The organism is Psychrobacter sp. KCTC 72983, assembly GCF_014280455.1.
GTDB classification, from domain to species: domain Bacteria; phylum Pseudomonadota; class Gammaproteobacteria; order Pseudomonadales; family Moraxellaceae; genus Psychrobacter; species Psychrobacter pacificensis.
This window is the reverse complement of record NZ_CP060390.1, coordinates 1,489,501-1,515,358: the sequence shown is the minus strand read 5'-3', so window position 1 is coordinate 1,515,358 and position 25,858 is coordinate 1,489,501. Positions and strand designations below refer to the sequence as shown.

At 44.2% G+C, this 25,858-nt stretch carries 16 protein-coding genes, 2 tRNA genes and 3 rRNA genes; 10 read left to right on the top strand and 11 right to left on the bottom strand.

The features are described from left to right. The first annotated feature begins 613 nt into the window (after positions 1–613). From PSBA01_RS06490 to PSBA01_RS06480, 3 genes are all read left to right on the top strand, one after another. Entirely contained in the window at positions 614–874 is a 261-nt protein-coding gene (locus tag PSBA01_RS06490) for a DUF4212 domain-containing protein (protein WP_071002865.1), read from the top strand. A gap of 4 nt (positions 875–878) precedes the next feature. Next, positions 879–2,747 (top strand): sodium:solute symporter family protein, encoded by a 1,869-nt coding sequence (locus PSBA01_RS06485; RefSeq protein ID WP_186475379.1) that lies wholly within the window; start codon positions 879–881, stop codon positions 2,745–2,747. 139 nt (positions 2,748–2,886) lie between these two features. Then, complete coding sequence (locus PSBA01_RS06480) at positions 2,887–3,420, top strand: hypothetical protein (RefSeq protein WP_186475378.1); 534 nt, start codon at positions 2,887–2,889, stop codon at positions 3,418–3,420. A 52-nt stretch (positions 3,421–3,472) separates the two neighbouring features. On the opposite strand, the gene PSBA01_RS06475 is transcribed toward PSBA01_RS06480, so the two are convergent. Next, the gene (locus PSBA01_RS06475) at positions 3,473–4,078 is read right to left on the bottom strand and encodes a rhomboid family intramembrane serine protease (RefSeq protein WP_186475377.1); all 606 of its coding nucleotides are present in this window, start codon (positions 4,076–4,078) and stop codon (positions 3,473–3,475) included. Between the two features lie 40 nt (positions 4,079–4,118). Then, a complete protein-coding gene (locus PSBA01_RS06470) occupies positions 4,119–5,171 on the bottom strand; it encodes a 5'-nucleotidase (protein WP_186475376.1) in 1,053 nt (350 codons plus the stop codon). 284 nt (positions 5,172–5,455) lie between these two features. On the opposite strand from PSBA01_RS06470, the gene PSBA01_RS06465 reads away from it, so the two are divergent. Further along, entirely contained in the window at positions 5,456–6,349 is an 894-nt protein-coding gene (locus tag PSBA01_RS06465; protein ID WP_186475375.1) for a pirin family protein, read from the top strand. Between the two features lie 308 nt (positions 6,350–6,657). Here the strand turns inward: PSBA01_RS06465 and PSBA01_RS06460 are convergent, their stop codons facing one another. The 6 genes from PSBA01_RS06460 to PSBA01_RS06435 form a co-directional block, all read right to left on the bottom strand. After that, positions 6,658–7,368: a hypothetical protein gene (locus tag PSBA01_RS06460; RefSeq protein ID WP_186475374.1), complete on the bottom strand. Its 711-nt coding sequence runs from the start codon at positions 7,366–7,368 to the stop codon at positions 6,658–6,660. Between the two features lie 219 nt (positions 7,369–7,587). After that, positions 7,588–7,701 (bottom strand): 5S ribosomal RNA (rrf, locus tag PSBA01_RS06455). A 162-nt stretch (positions 7,702–7,863) separates the two neighbouring features. Next, positions 7,864–10,719 (bottom strand): 23S ribosomal RNA (locus PSBA01_RS06450). Between the two features lie 340 nt (positions 10,720–11,059). Further along, a tRNA-Ala gene (locus PSBA01_RS06445) sits at positions 11,060–11,135 on the bottom strand. Between the two features lie 96 nt (positions 11,136–11,231). After that, positions 11,232–11,308: transfer RNA gene (locus PSBA01_RS06440), tRNA-Ile, on the bottom strand. Between the two features lie 73 nt (positions 11,309–11,381). Next, positions 11,382–12,920 (bottom strand): 16S ribosomal RNA (locus PSBA01_RS06435). The 16S, 23S and 5S rRNA genes sit together here with 2 tRNA genes alongside, the layout of an rRNA operon. 1,113 nt (positions 12,921–14,033) lie before the next feature. Here PSBA01_RS06435 and thrS point away from each other — a divergent pair. From thrS to rnr, 4 genes are all read left to right on the top strand, one after another. Continuing rightward, complete coding sequence (thrS, locus tag PSBA01_RS06430; RefSeq protein ID WP_186475373.1) at positions 14,034–15,968, top strand: threonine--tRNA ligase; 1,935 nt, start codon at positions 14,034–14,036, stop codon at positions 15,966–15,968. 23 nt (positions 15,969–15,991) lie between these two features. Beyond that, positions 15,992–16,495, top strand: coding sequence for a translation initiation factor IF-3 (gene infC / locus PSBA01_RS06425; RefSeq protein ID WP_071002713.1), 504 nt, complete (start codon positions 15,992–15,994; stop codon positions 16,493–16,495). Between the two features lie 332 nt (positions 16,496–16,827). Then, complete coding sequence (locus PSBA01_RS06420; RefSeq protein ID WP_071002711.1) at positions 16,828–18,072, top strand: toxic anion resistance protein; 1,245 nt, start codon at positions 16,828–16,830, stop codon at positions 18,070–18,072. Positions 18,073–18,211: 139 nt separating this feature from the next. Then, the gene (gene rnr / locus PSBA01_RS06415) at positions 18,212–20,491 is read left to right on the top strand and encodes a ribonuclease R (protein ID WP_186475372.1); all 2,280 of its coding nucleotides are present in this window, start codon (positions 18,212–18,214) and stop codon (positions 20,489–20,491) included. Between the two features lie 89 nt (positions 20,492–20,580). Here the strand turns inward: rnr and PSBA01_RS06410 are convergent, their stop codons facing one another. The 3 genes from PSBA01_RS06410 to hisA form a co-directional block, all read right to left on the bottom strand. Continuing rightward, complete coding sequence (locus PSBA01_RS06410) at positions 20,581–20,880, bottom strand: hypothetical protein (RefSeq protein WP_071002709.1); 300 nt, start codon at positions 20,878–20,880, stop codon at positions 20,581–20,583. A gap of 81 nt (positions 20,881–20,961) precedes the next feature. Beyond that, entirely contained in the window at positions 20,962–22,590 is a 1,629-nt protein-coding gene (locus PSBA01_RS06405) for a mechanosensitive ion channel family protein (RefSeq protein WP_228724657.1), read from the bottom strand. A gap of 89 nt (positions 22,591–22,679) precedes the next feature. Further along, positions 22,680–23,417, bottom strand: coding sequence for a 1-(5-phosphoribosyl)-5-[(5-phosphoribosylamino)methylideneamino]imidazole-4-carboxamide isomerase (gene hisA, locus PSBA01_RS06400; protein WP_075107225.1), 738 nt, complete (start codon positions 23,415–23,417; stop codon positions 22,680–22,682). A gap of 567 nt (positions 23,418–23,984) precedes the next feature. Here hisA and PSBA01_RS06395 point away from each other — a divergent pair. Next, positions 23,985–24,155, top strand: a complete 171-nt coding sequence (locus tag PSBA01_RS06395; RefSeq protein WP_186475371.1) for a hypothetical protein — start codon at positions 23,985–23,987, stop codon at positions 24,153–24,155. Between the two features lie 345 nt (positions 24,156–24,500). Then, entirely contained in the window at positions 24,501–25,853 is a 1,353-nt protein-coding gene (locus PSBA01_RS06390; protein ID WP_186475370.1) for a Na(+)-translocating NADH-quinone reductase subunit A, read from the top strand. Positions 25,854–25,858: the final 5 nt, after the last annotated feature.

Sequence of the window (25,858 nt, the reverse complement as noted above, 5' to 3'; positions counted from 1 at the left end):
GATACTGAGTAGTTGTATTTATACATATTTTGTTACAAAAAGCTTGTGAAATATACTTATTGTGAATTACTGAGATTTTGTATATATTCCCAATAGGGTTTAGATGATTGATGCTTATAGTATCGATATAACCCTATTATGGCGTACACGTTTGGATCATTACCCAATGACGTTCCACCATAACCATCATGGTGATATAACCACCATGTGAACGAGCCATACTCTCTTTTGTCAAGAAGACAAGAGTTAAAAAAGACAGCGGATTGTCTCTCTTCGGCACCACTCCCTCTTTTTTTCATGATGATGGCAATAGCGTTAAGCACTGACTGGCCAATCGCCGCATGTTTACGCGTAATAATGACCATGTACGACCTGTAATCGTTTGTCTATCTACTGTTTTTAGTCACCACAAGTGTGCTAAAAATATAACAAGCGTTATCCACCTGTTGGTTTGATCGGCCATTTGATCGCTTGGTTTGTATCTAATCTATATACCGTTAATAGCTTCTACAATCAGATTGGGTGTTATTAACAAAGTATTGGTACACATCATCATTGAATGGCTATCGCCAACCACTCACCCTGTTTTATGTAAGACAAAAGGAGTTGTCCTATGAAAAACCATGATGATCCCTCTGGATATTGGCGTGCCAATGTGCGGCTGATTTTAGGTTGCCTAGTCGTTTGGGCGCTGTGTTCCTATGGCTTTGCTATTTTGCTACGGCCTTTATTGGCGGGCATCGCCATTGGCGGTACTGATCTGGGCTTCTGGTTTGCGCAGCAAGGCTCTATTGCGATCTTTATTATCATCATCTTTTTTTACGCGTGGCGTATGAATAAGTTGGATAAACAATATGGCCTAGACGAGGAATAGCCTTATGAGTCAATTTGTAATTAATATTATCTTTGTGGGGCTGTCTTTCGCGCTATATTTTGGGATTGCGATTTGGGCGCGTGCAGGGTCGACCAGCGATTTTTATGTGGCAGGTGGCGGTGTACACCCCGTACTCAATGGTATGGCAACAGGCGCAGACTGGATGAGTGCAGCGTCATTTATTTCTATGGCAGGTCTACTCGCGGCAGGCGGCTACGGTGCGTCTTCTTATTTGATGGGTTGGACAGGTGGCTATGTGCTACTGGCCATGCTACTGGCACCTTACTTGCGCAAGTTTGGTAAATTTACGGTTCCTGATTTTATTGGGGACCGTTTTTATTCTAAGACCGCAGCCATGGTAGCAGTTGCTTGTTTGATTATTGCGTCAACCACCTATGTTATCGGTCAGATGACGGGTGCAGGCGTGGCATTTTCGCGCTTTTTGGAAGTCGATAACAACACAGGTTTGATTATTGCAGCATTTGTGGTGTTCTTTTACGCGGTACTTGGCGGTATGAAAGGGATTACCTATACGCAGGTAGCGCAGTATGTGGTGTTAATTATCGCCTATACCATTCCTGCGGTCTTTATCTCGCTTGAATTGACCGGCAACCCGATCCCTGGGTTTGGTATGTTCTCAACTCATACAGAATCAGGCTTACCGCTATTGACCAAACTTGATCAAGTGGTGACAGATTTAGGCTTTGCCTCGTATACCGCTGATGTGCCCAATAAGCTAAATATGGTGCTGTTTACGTTGTCATTGATGATTGGTACAGCAGGTTTGCCGCACGTCATCATTCGCTTTTTTACCGTACCCAAAGTGGCCGATGCGCGCTGGTCAGCGGGTTGGGCATTGGTCTTTATTGCCCTGCTCTACTTCACTGCGCCTGCGGTAGGCTCTATGGCACGTTTGAACTTACTTGATACCATCTACCCACAAGGCGTGAATGAGCCTGCGCTCGAGTATGACCAACGTCCAGATTGGATGCGTACATGGGAGCAAACAGGTCTAATCAAATATAACGATCTAAACGGCGATGGCCGCATTCAGATGTATAACGATAGTGGCCTTGGCGCAGCGGAGCTGGCTTTAACCAATGCCGAAACCGAAGGTGGTGATGTTGGCGCGGCTACTACGGCGGTTGACGCCGCTCGCGTCTTACACGATCTTGAAGCTGAAGGCCGCTTTGCTGATGCAGGCTGGGCAGGTAACGAGCTAGATGTCAATAACGATATCTTAGTATTGGCAAACCCAGAGATTGCGCAGCTACCACCATGGGTGGTTGGTCTGATCGCAGCAGGTGGTCTGGCCGCGGCCCTATCAACCGCCGCAGGTCTACTGCTCGCCATCTCATCAGCCATCAGTCATGATTTGATCAAAGGTCACTTTAACCCCAATATCACGGATAAAGGCGAGCTGATGGCGGCGCGTATCTCAATGGGTGTCGCGATTGTGGTCGCTACATGGTTGGGTATGAACCCACCAGGCTTTGCTGCTCAGGTGGTGGCACTGGCCTTTGGTATCGCAGGGGCGTCGCTCTTCCCTGCCTTGATGATGGGTATTTTCTCAAAACGCATCAATAATGTCGGCGCGATTGCCGGTATGCTCACAGGCCTAATTACCACCTTGGTCTATATCTTTATGTACAAAGGCTGGTTCTTTATCGCTGGTACGGCCAACCTACCTGATACGGCTGAATACTGGATTCTTGGTGTCTCGCCACTGTCATTCGGTGCGATTGGAGCGCTATTGAACTTTGCAGTTGCCTTTGCAGTCTCTTACGGTACCAAAGCGCCTCCAAGAGAGATTCAAGAGTTGGTCGAAAGTGTCCGTTACCCACGCGGCGCAGGTGGTGCGGTTGATCATTAAGCCGACTTTCGTTTTTATCTGTTAAGATGACCATCACTCATGAGCCACAGCTGCTTGTGGGTGATTTTTTATGGTATCACTGCTTGATTGATGAATTAACCAACTGACACATTGACCCACCGCTTTGAGGATTTATTTTATGATTTATGAATTTATTGCGACCATCGCTGCTGGGTTTGGTATGGCTGGGTTGGCTCTGATTATCACACATTTGAGCAAACTGGCAGGAAAGCGTGCGCCCAAGTGGCTGATTCCATTGTTTGCTGCCATCGGTATTTTTGCGTTTCAGATTCATCAAGAATACAACTGGTACGATCAGCAAGTGGCTCAGCTGCCAGAGGGTGTCACCGTCATCAAAAAAATCGAGGATACCGCTTGGTTTCGACCTTGGTCTTACCTAAAGCCTCAGACCGTGCGCTTTATGGCTGTTGACAACGAACGTGCCCGCAGTGCCGATCAGGGTCTATATTTGGTCAATTTATATTTGTTTGAGCGGCGTATGAGTGTACAGCAGATGCCACAAGTGATTGACTGCCGTGCGCCTGCACGTGCCGATTATAGGATACCTGTAGCCAAAGACCGTGAGCTTGGCTTGAGAGAATATGTGGCAAATACCACCCAATGGCGACCGCTAACTACTGACGATCCTTTGTTTTTGAGTATTTGTCAGTAAAACCAGCAAAACCACACCATGACAAGATGGTTAAATCAGCAGCCTTAAGCACTTATTGATGGCGACTGACACTGGTATAGTGATGCTTGGAAGTTGCCCCCAGCAGTAACCCTGCGCACAATCCCCCAAAATGTGCGGCAAAAGAGACTCCCGGCTGCGGCATCAGACCTTGCTTGATGGTCAGCCAGTAACCTGTTCCCATGATAATACAGGCCAATAAATATCCCCAACGCCGCGCAAATAATGCGCCGCCTATCATGTAACCAAACATCGCAAAACACAACCCTGATGCCCCGATATGAATAGAGGATGGTGACCCAATCACCCAAGTAACCAATCCTGAAGCGATGACCAGTTTGATAATGGTACGGTAAGCGTTTTTCTCAAATAATCCGAACAAAAACAAAATTTGTAGTAGTGTTACTGTGTTGCCAATTAAGTGTGACAAGTTGCCATGCATCGTCCATGAGGCGAATACTCCGATCATGCTACCCACATCTAACGCGCGCGGTACAACTCCAAAGATATTCCACAGTCCAAATAGCACGCTTTCATTCAGAAAAAACATGCCCCACATCGGTATGAGTACAAAAGCGTATAAACCAACAACCTGCTTTATTCGCGCCACAATCAAGTTGAGCAATTGCTGCCAATTCATATACCATCCTATTGTTTAAATTTCGCTTATCTGTACATGCTCAATGATTTACTACAAATAGTGGGCGCACAGCAGGCTTGAATGACAATAATGTTGCATCTTTATCGTTAGTTAGATAGCTATCACCGTGCAGTAACGACGTCGAACGATAAGGAACCAAGGCTGTAGGTATAAATCGACGTGCTGCATCGATATGCTTGATTGAATCATCAAAGAATATATGCGGTGCAAATGTCCTAAGCACTGCTGTTTTTTCCAGCCCTCCTAAAAAAAATGCCATATCGACATTCACGCCCCACTCTCGCAGCGTTTTAATAGCGCGCAAATCAGCAGGTGCATTACGGGCGGTCACAAGCGCAATTTTGATTGGCGAATACTGTAAACCAGCCGGTAAACGTTCCTGTAAATTTGACAGTTTGATCAATAGCTCAGCGTAAGGGCCTTTTTCAATCGGTAAATCACGCATTTTTACTTCACGATCGTGAAAAGCTCGTAGCCCCTTTTGCTTATAGAGTAACTCGCCAGAATCATCAAACAATACCGCATCGCCATCGAAGGCAATACGTAGCTGATCCGTATCTAACTTATAGGTATTGACAGGAGTAGCGTCTAATATGGCACAGGCACAGATATTGGCATCCGCCACTTGCTGCGCATCTTCGCGATTGGTCGTCAAAAACAGATCGACATTAAAATCTTTGATATATGGAGCGACAGGACTTCCGGATACAAAGGCGGAACGTGAAATATTCAAACCGTTGTCACGAATGGCATTGAGCACTTGAATGCCAGTATCAGGACTGCTCTTTGAGACGATGACGACTTCCACAAGTGGCGACTCAGTCGTTAAATCCGCTGATAGACAGTCGTTACAGTAATTATTTAGATTGAGCAGTGCTTTGATTAATGGATATCCTGCACCACTATCTAATGGCTGATCTTCACGCTTCGCCATATAATCGCGAAACTCCTTTACTGCCTCGTCAGGGCGCTGCTGTAGTAGCTGTAAAAGGTGGTTCTCAGACTCCGTTAAATCAAACAATGCTGTCGCTGATATAGCCACTATTAAAGTATTGGTTAAATCGACTGCCATATTATCCGTTCTCTATTCTAAGCATGGTATTGGTTAATGCTCATCAGTTTAGCAACTAAACCTCAGTAGGTAAGTAAGATTTTTATTATTGGCTACTCTTTAATAGTAATCCCTTTTGTACTGATAATGTACTGATAATTTATTAAATAATACTTAATTATCGTTATTACCTATTAATATAAATTATATAATACTATTGAAATATACCCCTTTGGCCTCAAATAAATAGCTAAGAGTAATAAATCAATGCTCACCAACAGATATTAAAAAATCAGGAAAGAATAATGAATAATACTGTAGCGAATAGCAAAAAAGACACCGTTACCCAATCGCGTCAAATCGAGCAGCTTTTTGCTGGGGTTGATACCCAAGACGGTGCTGGTGTTAAACTCACTCGCGTACTGACGCAGCAGCTGCAACAGCGCCTCGATCCGTACTTGATGCTAGATAACTTCAAAAGTGACAATCCAGATGATTATGTCGCAGGGTTCCCCAATCACCCGCATCGCGGCTTTGAAACCATTACTTATATGATTACAGGCCGTATGCGTCATCGTGATAGCGCGGGTAACGAAGGGCTATTACAGAACGGCGGCGTGCAGTGGATGACAGCGGCGAGCGGTGTTATTCATTCAGAGCTACCGGAACAAGAAGACGGCGCGATGGAAGGCTTTCAGCTGTGGCTTAATCTACCTGCCAAAGATAAAATGAATAATCCGTGGTATAAAGACTTCCAAAGTGAGGACTTGCCTAAATACACAACTGTAGATGGCGTAGACGTTACGGTAATCGCAGGTAGATCGCATGGCGTAGAAGGTGCAGTCACCCGCGATATTACTGAGCCGACGTATTTGGATATTCATCTACCTGCAGGGACTAGCTTTAACCAAGCCATTCCAGCCGATCACAATGCGTTTGCCTTTGTGTACCGCGGTACGGTGGATATTGCAGGCGAAACCGTGCTGACTAAAAACATGGCTATCTTGAAAAATGACGAAGATGCCGACGGTGTTACAATCACAGCCGATAGTAGTGAGGATACCAAAGTAATCTTAATCACGGGCCGCCCACTACGCGAGCCGATTGTGCAATACGGTCCCTTTGTCATGAACAGTCAGCAAGAAATCATGCAAGCGGTCACTGACTTCCAAAGTGGTAAGTTTGGTGAAGGGGCTTGATGGCTAGGCTAGTTTGTTAGATACTTTACTGGATGTTAAAGCCCATATTAGTTTCCTAATATGGGCTTTTTTGGTGGGAGAGATTCTGGCTTTAGTTATTTATGGTCATTACTAAACGTCAATTATCGTAAGACGTGAATTGAATACTGAATTTCTTAGAACACTGAAGCTAATCGTAGAGAGTAGATAATATACCGATCATATAAAGTAGCTTAAAATACAGCAGTTAGGGTTTAATTTTCAGCTTATTTTTTAGACTTAATGGCTATTTTAAGTTATATGTAAAACTTTCATACTGCATAGTTTCTTTATTTATGCATATCTACTATCTGTATGATCTGCTTTCTGCGCTCATCCGTTATAAACTTACAGTCATTTAGCAGTTTTATTATAGGTAATAACCTACCATGATAATACAAAATCGTTGGCGAGAACTTGCCTGAATGATTGCTACTATAGTCCTGGAGTATTTCTACCATACTTTCTGTAACTTCGGTCAAAGAATAGACATATGACCAAACCACTGAACCCTCTTGTTGTGCAGTATTTACAAACTCTACATAGCTATCACTCCAACTCAAAGGATTATCTAACCGAGCGCTTTCGATACACATATGAAATATTTTCAATCTAGGCTGTGTTCTTTCTTCAGAAATAACACAATCTAATAAGAATGAAATTTGGACTTCTGCATTCGCAAGAACTGATAATGTTTCATTATCTTGAGTTTGCTGTCTCGTCAACTCTAAGTCATCAGCAGCAATTTTTGCTGTTCTCGCTAAGTAAGTAACTGATTCTTTAAATTCCAGTATTTGAGAAGTCAAAGTCTTATATAACATTATAATAGCAAGCAAAGCTATAAGTGGACTTAGAACCCCACCAAAAAAAGAGCCAAATTCAGCCCAAGAAGTATGTTCTAAAGAGAAGTTAGTACCGAAAAAGTAAATATACACAAAAGTTATAATCGTAATTAGTACTAGTCCTGACACGGGAATCCACACTGTATTATTATTTTCCATTTACGAATACATCCTCTTCAAATGAGTAATTTGAACTTATTATATTTATTTTTGATATTTTATCTTTATAGCTTAAAAATTCAGATTGCATTATGCACTGTATAAGATATCTATATAATGTAATATTCAAAACTATTAAGCAATCTTTCTAATCTCTAAACAATCAGATAAAAAAAGCCCCCTTAACAATTAAGTTAAGGGGGCTAATCAGGAATAAGGAGCTGACGATGACCTACTCTCACATGGGCGAACCACACTACCATTGGCGCAACGATGTTTCACTTCTGAGTTCGGGAAGGGATCAGGTGGTGCCATCGCGCTATTGTCGTCAGCAAAGGGGGTTAGATATGAGTCTGTTTGTGTGACTTTTGATAAGTACCACTTACCCTAACTGAATCAAGGTTAACGGTGATATCGAAATGTTCTGTCTGTTTCTATAGCCTGGGCTATACAAGATAGATTAATTAGACTTGATACAAACCACTTGGGTGTTGTATGGTCAAGCCAAACGAGCAATTAGTACAGGTTAGCTACACACATCACTGTGCTTCCACACCCTGCCTATCAACGTCCTAGTCTTGAACGGCTCTTTGGGGAAATCTAATCTTGAGGTGGGCTTCCCGCTTAGATGCTTTCAGCGGTTATCCCATCCGAACGTAGCTACCGGGCAATGCCATTGGCATGACAACCCGAACACCAGTGGTTCGTCCACTCTGGTCCTCTCGTACTAGGAGCAGATCCTCTCAAATTTCCAACGCCCACGGTAGATAGGGACCGAACTGTCTCACGACGTTCTAAACCCAGCTCGCGTACCTCTTTAAATGGCGAACAGCCATACCCTTAGGACCTGCTTCAGCCCTAGGATGAGATGAGCCGACATCGAGGTGCCAAACACCGCCGTCGATATGAACTCTTGGGCGGTATCAGCCTGTTATCCCCAGAGTACCTTTTATCCGTTGAGCGATGGCCCTTCCATACAGAACCACCGGATCACTAAGACCTACTTTCGTACCTGCTCGACTTGTGGGTCTCGCAGTTAAGCGCGCTTTTGCCTTTATACTCTTCGACCGATTTCCGACCGGTCTGAGCGCACCTTCGTACTCCTCCGTTACTCTTTAGGAGGAGACCGCCCCAGTCAAACTACCCACCATACATTGTCCTCGGTATTGTGATACCTGAGTTAGAACCCCAACATGACCAGGGTGGTATTTCAAGGATGGCTCCACCAAGACTGGCGTCTCGGTTTCAAAGCCTCCCACCTATCCTGCACAAGTCAGGTCAAAGTTCAATGTAAAGCTGTAGTAAAGGTTCACGGGGTCTTTCCGTCTAGCCGCGGGTACACAGCATCTTCACTGCGATTTCGATTTCACTGAGTCTCTGCTGGAGACAGCGCTGCCATCATTATGTCATTCGTGCAGGTCGGAACTTACCCGACAAGGAATTTCGCTACCTTAGGACCGTTATAGTTACGGCCGCCGTTTACTGGGGCTTCGATCAAGACCTTCGCTTACGCTAAGCCCATCAATTAACCTTCCAGCACCGGGCAGACATCACACCCTATACGTCCACTTTCGTGTTTGCAGAGTGCTGTGTTTTTAATAAACAGTTGCAGCAGCCTGGTATCTGCGACTGCCAGCAGCTCAAGGAGCAAGTCCTATCACCACCAACAGCGTACCTTCTCCCGAAGTTACGGTACCATTTTGCCTAGTTCCTTCAGCAGAGTTCTCTCAAGCGCCTTGGTATTCTCTACCTGATCACCTGTGTCGGTTTAGGGTACGATTCGTTTATAACTATTGCTTAGAAGCTTTTCCTGGAAGCATGGTATTTGCCACTTCGCTGTACATGTACAGCTTGCTATCAGATCTCGGTATAGAATAGCCCGGATTTACCTAAGCTATAAACCTACATCCTTTCACCTGGACAACCAACGCCAGGCTGACATAACCTTCTCCGTCCCTCCATCGCATTATAAACAAGTATCGGAATATTAACCGATTTCCCATCGACTACGCCTTTCGGCCTCGCCTTAGGGGTCGACTCACCCAGCCCCGATTAACGTTGGACTGGAACCCTTGATCTTCCGGCGTGGATGCTTTTCACACCCATTATCGTTACTCACGTCAGCATTCGCTCTTGTGATACCTCCAGCATGCTTTACAACACACCTTCACAGGCTTACACAACGCTCCCCTACCACTTGAAAACAAATTCAAATCCGCAGCTTCGGCTCCTAGTTTGAGCCCCGTTACATCTTCCGCGCGGGCCGACTCGACTAGTGAGCTATTACGCTTTCTTTAAAGGATGGCTGCTTCTAAGCCAACCTCCTAGCTGTCTATGCCTTCCCACCTCGTTTCCCACTTAACTAGGAATTTGGGGCCTTAGCTGGCGGTCTGGGTTGTTTCCCTCTCCACGATGGACGTTAGCACCCACCGTGTGTCTCCCGGATATCACTCATCGGTATTCGGAGTTTGCATCGGTTTGGTAAGTCGGTATGACCCCCTAGCCGAAACAGTGCTCTACCCCCAATGGTGTTCGTCCGAGGCGCTACCTAAATAGCTTTCGGGGAGAACCAGCTATCACCGAGTTTGATTAGCCTTTCACCCCTATCCACAAGTCATCCCCTGGCTTTTCAACGACAGTGGGTTCGGTCCTCCGGTGCCTGTTACGGCACTTTCAACCTGCTCATGGATAGATCACTCGGTTTCGGGTCTATACCCTGCAACTAGTCGCCCTATTAAGACTCGGTTTCCCTACGGCTCCCCTAAACGGTTAACCTTGCTACAGAATATAAGTCGCTGACCCATTATACAAAAGGTACGCGGTCACCCAACAAGTGGGCTCCCACTGCTTGTACGCACACGGTTTCAGGTTCTATTTCACTCCCCTCACAGGGGTTCTTTTCGCCTTTCCCTCACGGTACTGGTTCACTATCGGTCAGTCAGGAGTATTTAGCCTTGGAGGATGGTCCCCCCATCTTCAAACAGGATTTCTCGTGCCCCGCTCTACTTAATATGTTAACGCTAATGTTTCGAATACAGGACTATCACCTACTATGGTCAGCTTTCCCACGCTGTTCTTCTACATTAGCATTAATCGGCTTCTCCCCGTTCGCTCGCCGCTACTAGGGGAATCTCAATTGATGTCTTTTCCTAAGGGTACTGAGATGTTTCACTTCCCCTCGTTCGCTTCCTAATAAATTAGGATACCTACCTTATGGTAGGTGGGTTTCCCCATTCAGAAATCTCCGGATCACAGGATATTGCCGCCTCCCCGAAGCTTATCGCAGGCTGTCACGTCTTTCATCGCCTCTGACTGCCAAGGCATCCACCATGTGCGCTTCATTACTTGACCATACAACCCCAAGTAGTCTTTCGACTTCTATGTGTCATACAATCTAATTATGATAACGATATCACCTATGTTTATACGCTTGATTCAGTTCTCTTTACTTTTTTAATAACTCACCCCTGGGATAACAAACAATGTCGTTAAGAGGTGAGTTATTAAGGTTAAGATGGGCGCGTGAATACGCTCATCCTAACCCAGACTCATATCTATGTTTTTAAATAGTTCCTATGCTCTCGTCGAGTCATAGTTTTCTGTATAAAACAGAAAGAAGTAATCGTGTGCAAATCACTTGTTTCTATTTGATACCTATTTTATTTAGCACGCTAAGCTTAGCTGTATGTAGTGGTGGAGCCAAACGGAGTCGAACCGTTGACCTCCTGCGTGCAAGGCAGGCGCTCTACCAACTGAGCTATGGCCCCTGAGCGAGGATACAATCGAAGCACTGCTTCGATCCGAGCGCAAGAGGAAATCCCTTAAAGCGGATTTACTTAGGGCTCTTTCACCTACATTAATAATGGTGGGTCTAAGTGGACTCGAACCACTGACCCCCGCGTTATCAACACGGTGCTCTAACCAGCTGAGCTACAGACCCTAATACGTCCTAAAACGTAAGCTTAAACTAAAGAACAACTTGTTGTGAATTCTTGCTGAGCGAATGCTGTCTATAAGGAGGTGATCCAGCCGCAGGTTCCCCTACGGCTACCTTGTTACGACTTCACCCCAGTCATCGACCACACCGTGGTGATCGCCCTCACTAAGTTAGGCTAACCACTTCTGGTGCAATCAACTCCCATGGTGTGACGGGCGGTGTGTACAAGGCCCGGGAACGTATTCACCGCGGCATTCTGATCCGCGATTACTAGCGATTCCTACTTCATGGAGTCGAGTTGCAGACTCCAATCTGGACTACGATAGGCTTTTTGAGATTCGCATCACATCGCTGTGTAGCTGCCCTCTGTACCTACCATTGTAGCACGTGTGTAGCCCTGGTCGTAAGGGCCATGATGACTTGACGTCGTCCCCGCCTTCCTCCAGTTTGTCACTGGCAGTATCCTTAGAGTTCCCACCCGAAGTGCTGGTAACTAAGGACAAGGGTTGCGCTCGTTGCGGGACTTAACCCAACATCTCACGACACGAGCTGACGACAGCCATGCAGCACCTGTATCACAATTCCCGAAGGCACTCTCGTATCTCTACAAGATTCTGTGTATGTCAAGACCAGGTAAGGTTCTTCGCGTTGCATCGAATTAAACCACATGCTCCACCGCTTGTGCGGGCCCCCGTCAATTCATTTGAGTTTTAACCTTGCGGCCGTACTCCCCAGGCGGTCTACTTATTGCGTTAGCTGCGTCACTAAGTCCTCAAGGGACCCAACGACTAGTAGACATCGTTTACGGCGTGGACTACCAGGGTATCTAATCCTGTTTGCTACCCACGCTTTCGAGCCTCAGTGTCAGTATGATGCCAGGAAGCTGCCTTCGCCATCGGTATTCCTTCAGATCTCTACGCATTTCACCGCTACACCTGAAATTCTACTTCCCTCTCACCTACTCTAGCCTAACAGTTTCAGATGCAGTTCCCAGGTTAAGCCCGGGGATTTCACATCTGACTTATCAAGCCACCTACGCTCGCTTTACGCCCAGTAATTCCGATTAACGCTTGCACCCTCTGTATTACCGCGGCTGCTGGCACAGAGTTAGCCGGTGCTTATTCTGCAGCTAATGTCATCGTCCCCGGGTATTAACCGAAGAGTCTTCTTCACTGCTTAAAGTGCTTTACAACCAAAAGGCCTTCTTCACACACGCGGCATGGCTGGATCAGGGTTCCCCCCATTGTCCAATATTCCCCACTGCTGCCTCCCGTAGGAGTCCGGGCCGTGTCTCAGTCCCGGTGTGGCTGATCATCCTCTCAGACCAGCTACAGATCGTCGCCATGGTAGGCCTTTACCCCACCATCTAGCTAATCCGACTTAGGCTCATCTAATAGCGCAAGGTCTAATGATCCCCTGCTTTCTCCCGTAGGACGTATGCGGTATTAATTCGAGTTTCCCCGAGCTATCCCCCACTACTAGGTAGATTCCTAAGTATTACTCACCCGTCCGCCGCTCGACGCCTGATAGCAAGCTATCATCGTTTCCGCTCGACTTGCATGTGTTAAGCCTGCCGCCAGCGTTCAATCTGAGCCATGATCAAACTCTTCAGTTTAATCTTGCTTGAAGTCTTCACTATAAATAGTAAGACGACTTCTAATCTTGGCTCATTTAATCTGGCAAAATCGCTCGTAATTATGTTCGTAATGAATTAACTTTGAGTTTTTCTGCTGTCTTAAATGATAATTTTTATAGTTGGTGTTCTACCGAAAAGATAGTCGACCAACTTTATTTTTTAGCATTCTGAATCAGCAAAAATCCACACAAGTTGTTCTTTAGTTATGCTTTTAAATAGTTTCAATCACTGTCGTCCAGTCATCGATATATAGGGTATTACTTACGCTTTTCGCCTTCCCTGTTGCCAGTTAAGCTATCTAGCGAGCCGACTATCTTATCATATTGATTTGAATTGTCAAGACTTTTTATAATTTGTTTCGCCAGGTTAACTGCGTTATTAATGTGTAATCTACACTTCTCTCACTGCCAGTTCGTCTGATGAGGGCGTATTATAGAGGGTTTAATTTTTGTGTCAACCTGTTTTGTTGATGTTTTTGGACTTATTTTAGCAGAATATAAAAAAGATAGCTTTTTCAATGGGTTGGAGCTGGCTGCTTTAAAAGGAAAGAAAATAGAAGTGTGCTCTGATTGACAGTTTTATCAGATATGTATTGCCGTTTATTATCTTTGAAGTATTTTTACCTCTTTGAATTTGCTTCTACTTCTTCCACCTTCAATATTGATATTACTACAAACATCGCTATACAGAGGGTCAATCGCCAAGTTTTATATAGTTTTGCCAACATTCTGTTTTGAAATGTTCAAAAATAACTTTCGCAGTTTATCTCTTATTGAGCTTAAGGCTCTACCCCTTGCTATCTAGTCTTGGTAGACGGTTTTTGCTATAATCACCCTTTTATTGCATTACTTATTTTTGCTGATTATCTGTATTAGATAGATGACAAAGTTCTGTCTATGATGTCGTTATTGGTTAAACACTCTTGAATAACCAATAAAACCCACAATATATAGCAGTACAAAGCAGTAGCAAGTAATGTGTCACTCTTACTATATATCACAATGATTAGATATAATTGATGCGGTCTTACGGTTATATGATTGATGGTTGCAATCATCACTGCCAACGGACCTAATAACAGGCGAATAGATTATGGTAGCGATTACTTTACCCGATGGTAGCGTGAAAAACTTCGAAGGTCATACAACAGTCATGGAAGTGGCGCAAAGTATTGGGGCAGGGCTCGCTAAAGCGACAGTTGCTGGACGTGTCAATGGTCACCTAGTAGATGCGTACGATCCTATCGTCGCTGATGCCAACGTTGAAATCGTGACACCAAAAGACGATGACGGTGTCGATATCATTCGTCACTCATGCGCTCACTTATTAGGTCATGCAGTTAAACAGCTATATCCTGATGTGAAGATGGTCATTGGTCCTGTTATTGATGATGGTTTTTATTACGATATCTTTAGTGAAACGCCATTTACGCCTGAGCACATGGAAGCTATTGAAAAACGCATGATGGAGCTGATCAAGCAAGATTATGACGTTATCAAAAAAATGACGCCACGTGCCGAAGCAATTGAGATCTTTGAATCACGTAACGAAGACTATAAGCTAAAACTGATTAATGATATGCCAGGTGAAGAAGCTTTTGGTCTGTATCATCATCAAGAATACGTCGATATGTGCCGTGGCCCGCATGTGCCCAATACGCGCTTTTTGAAAGTATTTAAACTGACCAAAATGTCAGGTGCCTATTGGCGCGGTGATGCGAAAAACGAGCAACTGCAACGTATTTATGGTACTGCTTGGGCTGATAAAAAACAGCTAAAAGCCTATATCCAGCGTATTGAAGAAGCAGAAAAACGTGACCATCGTAAAATTGGTAAAGCGTTAAACCTATTTCATATGCAAGAGCAAGCCCCAGGTATGGTGTTCTGGCATGCCAATGGCTGGACAATTTATCAAGTACTTGAGCAATATATGCGTAAAGTACAATACGATAACGGCTACGAAGAGATCAAAACGCCACAAATCGTTGATCGCAGTCTGTGGGAGCGCTCAGGACATTGGGGCAACTACGCAACTAATATGTTCACGACCTCTAGTGAAAATCGTGATTATGCCGTAAAACCAATGAACTGCCCTTGTCATGTGCAAGTGTTCAATCAAGGCTTAAAGTCTTACCGTGATTTGCCACTACGTATGGCAGAATTTGGTTCTTGCCATCGTAACGAGCCATCAGGTTCATTGCACGGTCTGATGCGCGTACGTGGTTTTACGCAAGATGATGCTCATATCTTTTGCACGCAAGCACAGATTCAGCAAGAAGTAGCAGAATTTATCAAGCTAACGCTTGCTGTCTATGAAGATTTTGGCTTCGATAACATTATTATGAAGCTCTCTACTCGTCCCGAAAAACGTGTTGGTAGTGATGAGTCTTGGGACTTTGCAGAAAAGGCGTTAGCAGATGCGCTTGATAGCTCAGGCCTAGACTGGGATTATCTACCTGGCGAAGGCGCTTTCTATGGTCCAAAGATTGAGTTTAGTCTAAAAGACTCGTTAGGTCGTATTTGGCAATGCGGTACCATTCAGGTAGATCCCAATATGCCTGAGCGCCTCGATGCTGAGTTCGTCAATGAGCAGAACGATCGTGAAGTGCCTATTATGTTGCACCGTGCCATCTTAGGGTCATTTGAGCGCTTCATTGGTATTTTGATCGAACACTATGCTGGTTGGATGCCAGTATGGCTAGCACCGCAACAAGTTGTGGTCATGAACATCACTGATAAGCAAGCTGATGCCTGTGAAAACGTGGTTAGTGAGCTCAAAAATGCAGGTTTGCGTGCCGTTAGCGACTTGCGTAACGAAAAGATTGGATTTAAGATACGAGAGAAAACATTAGAACGTATTCCCTATATGCTAGTATTAGGGGATAAAGAAGTGGAATCGGGCAGTGTCAACGTCCGAACGCGCGAAGGTGAGAACCTTGGCGTGATGAGTGTTTCTGAATTTATTACATTAGTACAGACCGCTGTCAGTAAAAAAGGCCGACAGACCCCAAAAACAGATGAGGAGTAATACCTATTAAACAGTCCAACCGTTTGAACATCAACGAAGATATCAACGTCAAAGAAGTCCGTCTCGTCAAAGAAGATGGCGAGCAAATGGGTGTGGTTGATATCGCAACCGCGATGAAAGCGGCACGTGATGAAAACCTAGATTTGGTTGAATTAGTTCCTGAAGCTAAGCCGCCAGTATGTAAGATCATGGATTATAAACATTTCCTCTATGATCAAAAGCAAAAGGCTAAAGAAGCTAAGAAAAACCAAAAGCAGACTCAGCTCAAAGAGATGAAGCTACGTCCTAGTACCGAAGAAGCCGATTATCAGGTTAAACTGAGAAAAATTATCAGCTTCTTGGAAGATCAAGACAAAGTTAAAATTAGCATCCGTTTCCGCGGACGTGAAATGGCGCACCAAGATCTTGGTCGCAAACAACTTGATCGTATCATTGAAGATACTGCTGATATCTCAAACGTCGAACAATATCCTAAGATGGAAGGTCGCCAAATGGGTATGCTGCTTGGACCTACAAAGAAAAAATAGTCTTTTATGAGATTGCTTTAAGTAGTGGCTGTCAGTCCATATAGTTATTTATAAATCTAACCATCAATATGCTACGGGATATTGATGGTTTTTTATTATTTGGACTGCCTACTGTCTCTTTTAAATGTATTTAGCCAGATATAATTGGCTGACGCTATTTTACAAAATCTACCTTCTCAACTATTTGATTACGCGGTAGTCTAAAGATCTGTTTTATATTTGCTAATCAGCATTTATCAAAATTTTTAGTCAGTGTACAACAATAATCTATATCACGACCAATAGAGTCGTTTATAAAAACACTGCTTTTATCTGACATCAAGGGAACTTTCATGCAAGAATTAACACCACCAGAAAACGCCACAACTCCTAGTATCTCTCTCACAGCGCCTGAACCTGTCAAAGAAATACAAAAAAGTGAAGCCGATCAAATGGTTAAGTTGGATGAAAGCCAAATTCCGGAGCTGGATGCCAAAGTGGATGCGTTCGTCGATCACGTGATTACTAACTCCGTGCACAGTCCAGAATTTCAGCAAAACGTCCAATCCATTCATAATCTGGGCACCAAAGAGATTCGTGAATCCGCTCAAGTCTCTAATCGTATGCTTGAGCTACCGGCCAAAAGCCTCAATGACAGCTTGTTTGACAATTCCCCTATTGCCAAATCTTTAACCGAATTACGCGGTATCGTCGAAGATTTAGACCCAAGCAAAAAAGAGCTGACCAATTCACGTAAGCTATTCGGTCTGATTCCATTTGGTAATAAAGTGCAAGACTATTTCCGTCAGTATGAGTCAGCGCAATCGCATATCAATGCAGTAGTAACCAGTTTATATAACGGTAAAGATGAATTGCTCAAAGACAATGCAATGATTGAGCAAGAAAAAGTTAATATGTGGGAGCTGATGCAGTCTATACGCCAGTATATCTATGTTGGCAAAAAGATAGATGAGCAACTAGAGCAAAAAGTCTACGCCATAGAAGCGACTGATCCTGAAAAAGCGCGTATTATCAAAGAAGAGATGCTGTTTTATGTGCGTCAAAAAAACACTGACTTTTTAACTCAGTTGGCCGTCAACGTACAAGGTTATCTAGCGCTCGACACCATCCGTAAAAACAATCTAGAGCTGATTAAAGGGGTTGATCGAGCAACGACGACCACTGTTTCAGCACTACGTACGGCGGTGGTAGTTGCTCAAGCCATGACCAATCAAAAGCTGGTACTTGATCAGATTACGGCATTGAATAAAACCACGAGTAGCTTGATTGAATCAACCTCTGCCATGCTTAAGCGTCAGTCAGGTGAGATTCATGAACAAGCAACAAGTAGTAGCATTGAGCTTGATAAACTGCAAAATGCCTTCAATAATGTCTATGACACCATGGATATGATTAGTAATTATAAAATCGAAGCATTAGAAAATATGAAACAAACGGTCAATAGCTTGACCACTGAAGTCGATAAAGCACAGAAATACCTGGATAAATCAAATCAAACCACAGTGCTAGAAGTCTCAAAAGAGCTAGACAGTAAAAAAATCACCAATCAATCAAGCAGTGTTGATATCGATATTTGATTGATCCCAATAGCGTTCATTTAAAAATGCAACGCTTTTTGCTATTGAAGGCACATAAGGCAATTGACGCAAGATATTGCGCTGCCGTTCGTGTTAAGATAGTCACTATTAATAATTTAAAAAATAGATACGGTAATTTATGAGTTGGAATGATCCAAACGCCTCAAGTGAGGCACAAAAATACGACAACCCAATCCCTAGTCGTGAGTTGATACTCAGTACGATTGGTGAGCATGGGGAAGTCACTCACAAGCAGCTGGCGCAGATCTTTGAGATTGAAGATCCAGATCAGTTTGATGCTTTGGGCAATCGCCTAAAAGCCATGGCACGCGACGGTCAAGTCAATCGCGAAGGCCGTCCCTATCGCTATCGCACAGTCACTAAGCAAGATATCGTTACAGGCACCGTATCTGCACATCCAAAAGGCTTTGGCTTTGTGGTGCTAAGTGATATGCCAGATTTATTTTTGCATGAAAAACAAATGCGCTGGGTATTCAATGGCGATACAGTAGCAGCAGTTGGCACGTCAACAGACAATCGCGGTCGTACTGAAGGTCGTATTGTCGATGTGATTGAGCGCCGCCAGAACAACTTTATCGGTACACTTGCGCGTGATGAAGACGGCTATTGTGTTGAGCTTGGTAGTCCAAACAGTCATCAACCAATCACTGTCACTGATGATAATGTCCAAGCCCTCAATATCAAACAAGGCGCGCCTGTCAAAGTCGATATCATCGACTGGCCGAACCAGCATGAATTTGCCACTGGCAAAATCACTGAGGTATTGTCTGATGATAACGATCGAGAGCTGATTATTGAGACCACTTTACTCAACTATGATATCCCATCAGATTTCAGTGAAGCGGCGCTCAAACAAGCTGCTGAATATCAAGAACCAACTGAGAAAGACACAAAAGGTCGCACAGATTTGCGTCATCTGCCACTCGTTACTATCGATGGTGAAGATGCTCGTGACTTTGATGATGCCGTATTTGCTGAGAAGCGCTCAGGCGGCAACTACCGCGTCGTGGTCGCAATTGCGGATGTCAGCTACTATGTCACGCCAAACTCACCACTAGATCAAGATGCTTACGAGCGCGGTACGTCTGTATACTTCCCGCATCGTGTGATTCCAATGCTCCCTGAAGTCCTCTCTAATGGTCTGTGTTCATTGAACCCTAATCTTGATCGTCTATGCATGGTGGCTGATATTAAAATATCACGTGCAGGTAAGGTCACAGGATATGAGTTTTATCCATCAGTGATGCACTCACAAGCGCGTCTCACGTATAACCAAGTGAACGACTATTTTGTCAATCCGACTGATAAAAGACTTCCTAAATCATTAACGGGCAATAAAGACGTCAAAAAATCGATTGATACATTGCATCAGCTTTATGAGTTACTGCTCAAAAAACGTGAAGAGCGTCATGCCATGGAGTTTGAGACGGTTGAAACCTACATCAAATTTAATGAAAAAGGCGGGATTGACGCTATATTACCGCGTACTCGCGGTGACTCTCAGAAGCTGATTGAAGAGTGTATGCTCCTCGCTAATACCTGCGCGGCAAACTTTGCACTCAAACATGAGCTGCCAGTCTTATATCGTAACCACGATAAGCCTGATAATGAAAAATCAATGCGTATTCACGAATATGCAAAAAACTTTGGCCTACCCTTCCCAGAAGAGAATCCAACGCAAGCCGATTATCAGCGTATTATTGAAGCAACCAAAGACAGACCAGATGCGATTAGCATTCATAGCATGTTGCTGCGCTCGATGATGCAGGCAAATTATGCCCCTGACAATATTGGTCACTTCGGCTTGGCTTATGATGAATATAGCCACTTTACCTCGCCGATTCGCCGTTATCCAGATCTAATGCTGCATCGTGCGATCAAAGCAAAAGTAACAAACAGCAAGCAACCTGTCATGGATTTTTCACTTGACGGCGCGGGTACACAGACGTCTGATACAGAGCGCCGTGCAGAAAAAGCATCTCGCTTTGTAGAGTCTTGGCTCAAGTGTCATTATATGACGGATCATGTCGGTGAAGAGTTCGAAGGGGTTGTGACGACCGTGACCAACTTCGGCCTATTCGTTACGTTGACTGATCTATACATCGATGGCTTGGTACATATCTCCAATGTGGGCGATGATTTCTTTGTTTATGATGAGCAGCAACAGCAGCTCATCGGCAAAGACAAGGGCAAGCTGTTTGGACTTGGTGACTTGGTCAAGGTACAGGTTGCTGGCGTCAACATGGACTTACTGCAAATTGATTTTGATTTGAAAGAAAAACTTCAGTCTAGTGCCATGAATCAGACCAAAAAACAGCCTGCCAAAAAACAGCCGTCTAAGAAAGGTCCAGCAAAGAGAAGTAGTCGTAGAAGCTCTAGCAAAAAAAAGCTAATCTGAAACTGTAGCACCATAAATAAAAAAGGGCTAACGATAACGTTGGCCCTTTTTTATGCTTTGTTATTTATAGTTTTAGGTTAAATATTTTTTTACTGTGCATTACTCATCTGTTCCAAACGATCTTGCTCAGATTGCTGTGCTTGATCGATTTTATTGGTTGCATCATCTAAAATGGCTTTTGGCTGTTCGCCAAGTGGTTTGCTGGCGATATTTGCAGAGCTATTCTTAAAGCTATCTGCATCAGATACAGCTGCTGTAGGCTGTTCAGAAACAGTACTGCTAATGGCAACCTCTCTGTTTTTCTCATGACTATTGCCATTGATGATGTTAAAGCCCAATAGTGCCACGATGCCGATTACGGCAAATATAGTTACATGCTTCATTTCCATAAAAAATCTCGTCTTTGATTAGCTACCAAATACGAGTTCGATTGCACTTTTTGTGCCTATTTTTAAACCTACTATCTCTTACTATTCTTGCGGACTATTATTATTGAGCAAATCCGTTTCATCTGAGCTTTGAGCAATCTCTTGCTCGACCTTTTCCATCAGCTTGTCATCAGGGCGAGCATCGAGGACATCATCAGCATTACGGCCTTGCAAAATAACTTTGGCTCGCGCCTTCGCTTGCTTTTTATCTTTATCGTCAACAGGACGCTCATCAGCTTGAGGCTCGGCAACAGGCTCAGGCGTGGTTGGGGTGATGGTCATGTCAGATTTAGCGCTATCCGCACTGCCCTGCATGTGCTCAAAGGCTTTTTCTAATTTGTTATTAAACCGCAGGCGATAAATAGGCTCAGGTAAACTAAAGCCCTCGTTTTCGAGTGCATGCTTGGTCTCACGAATGGCAATACTACGGGCCTTGGCAAAGTCCGTCTCTGATTGATCTACCCAAACCTGAAACTCTAGCACAATATTGGAATCACCCACATTGGTAATCACCGCGATGGCTTTGGGCTCATCCAATACAAATGCGAGCGTATCGATCGCATCCAGTCCTACTTTGATGGCTGCTAGCGGATCATCATTGGCATCCACTCCTAATTCAAAAGTAAAGCGGCGCTCGGGATTTTTGGTATAGTTGAGAATGGTGCCTTTAAACACCTCAGCATTGGGAATACGCAGCTGGTTACCATCTAGCGTCATCAAGATCGTGGCTCGCGAAGTAAGGCGAACCACGATACCTTCTTGACCATTGATAACCACCTGATCACGGGCGCGAAATGGCTGGCGGATACTGAGCATTAGTGAGGCAATATAGTTTTCGATGGTATCTTTGACCGCAAAACCAACGGCAATACCGATGACACCTGCGCCGCCAAGCAAAGTACCTAAGATGGTTTCTGCCCCGATAAGGCTCAGTCCCAAGATCAGACCAAAAATAATAAAAATAACTTTGACTGTTTGTGATAATAGCTCGGCGACAAACGGATTTGGCGTTAAGCGCTGCCACATTCTCTTGCGATTAGATAACCAACTGCCAAACCATGTCACCAATGCAAAGATAACGATGCCGACTAACAGTAAAGGTAACGCCTTCACTAAGTTTTCCAGTTGCGCTTTCAGTCCTTGATAAACTGTCGAGACATTCTCTTGAACGTCCAACGTTCGATTGATATTGTCATCAACGGTGACTACATCAGTCAAACGGTTGGTCAGATTGATGGCCTGCTGCGCTTTTTTTTCGTTGGCAGTCTCTCCTGCCAAGGTGACCACGCCTTGGCTCACACTGACAGTAACGGCTTGTAGGCCTTCGATTTCAGAGAAAATACCATTGATACGCTGACGGATTTCATTATCTTTTTGCGGGGTGGGTGTGATTTCAATTTGACCGTTATTGGTGCTCTCGCCGCTGATGACAGGGGGCTGAGCAGGTGTCGATAATGAGGTGGCGGGGTCTGATGCTTCCTCGTCTGGCGCAGAATCACTATCAGGTGTTGCCTCTTGTGTACTTTCCACGCCAAGTACGGTTGCAATGCCAGAGAGTTCTTCACCAGCAGCATAGGTGGGCCACGTACAAAAGATGCTTAACAGCAACACCATTTGACCCCACGCATTTATAAAGCGGCGTATCATTGGACGGTCAAAATAACTGGCCATAAGCATCCTTTATTTTTTACGGGTTTTTCTCGCTTAGCTGATTGCTGATAATTAGCTGTCTGATTTTAACCGACTAATTTTTAATTTATTTAGCTATCTAAGTAAAGCTGCGCTTCGCTCAAATTCAACGTGCCTTCATAGATAGCACGACCAGTAATAATACCTTCGATACAATCACCATAAGGCTTTAATAGCTCGATGTCTTTCATATCAGTAACGCCGCCTGATGCAATCACAGGTAATCCGCCTTCACGCGCCAAATTGACGGTTTGTTCAACATTCACGCCTTGCATCATGCCATCGCGGGCAATATCAGTATACACAATAGAAGAAACACCCACATCAGCGAAGCGCTTGGCAAGCTCGGTCGCTTTGGTATCGGTAACATTGGCCCAGCCATGAGTGGCTACCATACCGTCTTTGGCATCGATACCAACGATAATGTGTCCTGCAAATTCACGGCAAGCTTTAGCAACAAAATCCGGATCTTCAACAGCTTTTGTACCAATAATAATGTAGGTCAGACCGGCAGTAATGTATTGCTCAATAGTATTCATATTACGCACGCCGCCACCCAATTGAATAGGCAGGTTCGGATATGCTTTGGTAATATCATTGACCACTTGTCTGTGTACTGGCACGCCATCAAAAGCACCATTCAAATCGACCAAATGCAGACGGCGTGCGCCCTCATCTACCCAACGTGCCGCCATGGCAACTGGGTCATCAGAAAACACCGTATCATCTTCCATACGGCCTTGTTTTAAACGTACGCACTTACCATCTTTTAAATCAATAGCCGGGATAATGACAGGCACAGCACACATATAGCATTCCTTATAAAGCATAATATTGGCAATAAATTTAGACAATTACATTGTTGAGAATAAAACGAAATCGAAGCATCAGACCACGATAGAAAACACCACGCAAACGCGGCATAAATTATAGACAGATTCGAAAAACCAAATAAAATAGGTCAGAAATCTGCTCAAATAGAGATAGGATACAATCGAAATCAAACAATCATAACCATAAGTTGTAATACGTAGAATCGGCACCAACATTCGTTAAATTCTATTACTGACTGGCAATTTTAGGTCAATTTAGCGTATAATCCTAGGTAAATTTTTATTTGTTTCTATGTGATAGTAACCATGCGTTACGCTTTTTATTGAGACGGTATTGCTTAGTCGCACTTCATAATGCCTCAGAGACAATGAGCAATGGCTCAATATATCCGTATGATATTAACTGATATATTGCCAAAAAGGGTTATAATAGAAATCTAATCTGGTAGTCTGTATACCACCGATTCTGCAGTATAAAGCCCCATTGGATGCCGTTTAAAACCCTATTACTAGCTAACAATATAAAACAGTTATGACTAGAGTTTGGCAGCTCACAAAAATGATGTGATGCTTGCTTATCTAGGTTGTCTTTTAGCCAGTTTATCATCTACTTCAATAGATCGTTATTTGGTCACACCTTTAAAAAATTGCGTATTTTTGAATGATGCTGATTGGATAAAAGTGGCCCATCATACTGGTATTACAAGTTTTTAATTTCAATGAAACGTATGATAAGGCTGTTATTTTCAAAGTAATCTCTGTTGGCAATGTGCTTTTGGCGATTGATTTTGATTCAATAGTTTTAGCATACACCTTGGTAGCCAGTCGCCACTTTGGTAATTCGAATAAGACATTAACGTGTTGTTAAGGAGTCTAAGGTCAGCGTTAATACTCTTAATAGTAGTTATGATCATGTATTATCTTCAGAGAGCTTTCATCCTTATTTCAGTATAGAAATAGATGATTGAAGGCTTTATTGAGTGAGATAAATGTTCAAGCTACCGATGTACCAAACAGGATGTCTGGTATCGTTTTAGACTATGGACTAAGTTTTCGCTTATGATTACCATCAAAAAAGGTTTGGATTTGCCCATCACCGGTGAACCCTCCCGCGAGATATCTGAGCACCAACCGACACGTGTAGCACTTATTGGCTATGATTACGTGGGCATGAAGCCTACGATGAATGTCAAAGAAGGTGACATTGTAGCCAAAGGTCAGCCCGTTTTTGAAGACAAAAAGCGTGTTGGCGTCATCTATACTGCCCCTGCTGCTGGTAAGGTCGTCGCTGTTAAACGCGGTGAGCGCCGAGTGTTTGAAAGTCTTGTGATTGAGGTCGACCCGAATGGTGAAGAAGTAGACTTTGAGCGCTATGACTCACAGCAGCTTGCTGACCTAGACTCTGAAGTCGTTGAAACCCAACTGATTGCCTCTGGCGAATGGACTGCGTTTCGCACACGTCCCTATAGCCGTGCGCCCGAAATCGGCGCTCGTCCACATGCTATCTTTGTGACAGCAATGGACACCAATCCACTCGCCCTTGATCCAATGCTGGTGATCAATGAGCAGCTACAAGCGTTCAACGATGGCCTAGCAGTACTCTCAACACTCACGCCCAAGACCTTTGTCTGCCACCATGGCGACGCCCAGTTGACGCCAGTTGCAAAAACTGCGGCTAATAATGTCACTGAGTATCATGCTTTTGCGGGTAAACATCCAGCAGGTCTTGCAGGTACGCACATTCATTTCTTGCACCCTATCAGCCGCGGCGTGACCGTATGGACGATTGGTTATCAAGATGTGATTGCGATTGGTAAGCTGTTCACAACTGGACATCTATATACACGTCGTATGCTAAGCTTGGCTGGCCCTGCGGTTACCAATCCGCATCTGATTGCAACCGAGCGTGGTGCTGATATTACGGCATTAACCAAAGGTCAACTGGCGGCAGGAGAGAACCGTATTATCTCAGGTTCAGTATTGTCTGGTCGCAGAGTATTTGACAATATCGCTTATCTTGGTCGCTTCCACAACCAGATCAGTGCACTGCCTGAAGGTCGTGAGCGTCCTGCGTTTCACTTCTTTAGCCCCGGTAAAAACCGCTTCTCAAAGCTGCCTATCTACATCTCGCAGTTTTTTGGTGGCAAAAAGTACAATTTCACCACAACAAGTAATGGCTCACCTCGCGCCATGGTACCGATTGGTGTCTTTGAAGAAGTCATGCCTCAAGATTACCTGCCCACTCAATTGTTACGTGCTTTGATTGTCGAAGACATCATCAGTGCCACTGATTTGGGTGCACTTGAGTTGGATGAAGAAGACTTGGCACTATGCACCTTTGTATCTCCTGGCAAATATGAGTTCGGTGATATTTTGCGTGATAACTTAACGCGCATTGAGCTGGAGGGCTAACCACG

What these genes read in the sequence shown, in the direction of transcription:
- PSBA01_RS06460 (WP_186475374.1), bottom strand. Translation starts at nt 7,368, where the DNA reads ATGGAAAATAATAATACAGTGTGGATTCCCGTGTCAGGACTAGTACTA.
- PSBA01_RS06465 (WP_186475375.1), top strand. Translation starts at nt 5,456, where the DNA reads ATGAATAATACTGTAGCGAATAGCAAAAAAGACACCGTTACCCAATCG.
- PSBA01_RS06475 (WP_186475377.1), bottom strand. Translation starts at nt 4,078, where the DNA reads ATGAATTGGCAGCAATTGCTCAACTTGATTGTGGCGCGAATAAAGCAG.
- PSBA01_RS06485 (WP_186475379.1), top strand. Translation starts at nt 879, where the DNA reads ATGAGTCAATTTGTAATTAATATTATCTTTGTGGGGCTGTCTTTCGCG.
- thrS (WP_186475373.1), top strand. Translation starts at nt 14,034, where the DNA reads ATGGTAGCGATTACTTTACCCGATGGTAGCGTGAAAAACTTCGAAGGT.
- PSBA01_RS06410 (WP_071002709.1), bottom strand. Translation starts at nt 20,880, where the DNA reads ATGGAAATGAAGCATGTAACTATATTTGCCGTAATCGGCATCGTGGCA.
- hisA (WP_075107225.1), bottom strand. Translation starts at nt 23,417, where the DNA reads ATGTGTGCTGTGCCTGTCATTATCCCGGCTATTGATTTAAAAGATGGT.
- PSBA01_RS06480 (WP_186475378.1), top strand. Translation starts at nt 2,887, where the DNA reads ATGATTTATGAATTTATTGCGACCATCGCTGCTGGGTTTGGTATGGCT.
- PSBA01_RS06405 (WP_228724657.1), bottom strand. Translation starts at nt 22,590, where the DNA reads ATGGCCAGTTATTTTGACCGTCCAATGATACGCCGCTTTATAAATGCG.
- PSBA01_RS06470 (WP_186475376.1), bottom strand. Translation starts at nt 5,171, where the DNA reads ATGGCAGTCGATTTAACCAATACTTTAATAGTGGCTATATCAGCGACA.
- PSBA01_RS06490 (WP_071002865.1), top strand. Translation starts at nt 614, where the DNA reads ATGAAAAACCATGATGATCCCTCTGGATATTGGCGTGCCAATGTGCGG.
- PSBA01_RS06390 (WP_186475370.1), top strand. Translation starts at nt 24,501, where the DNA reads ATGATTACCATCAAAAAAGGTTTGGATTTGCCCATCACCGGTGAACCC.
- rnr (WP_186475372.1), top strand. Translation starts at nt 18,212, where the DNA reads ATGAGTTGGAATGATCCAAACGCCTCAAGTGAGGCACAAAAATACGAC.
- PSBA01_RS06420 (WP_071002711.1), top strand. Translation starts at nt 16,828, where the DNA reads ATGCAAGAATTAACACCACCAGAAAACGCCACAACTCCTAGTATCTCT.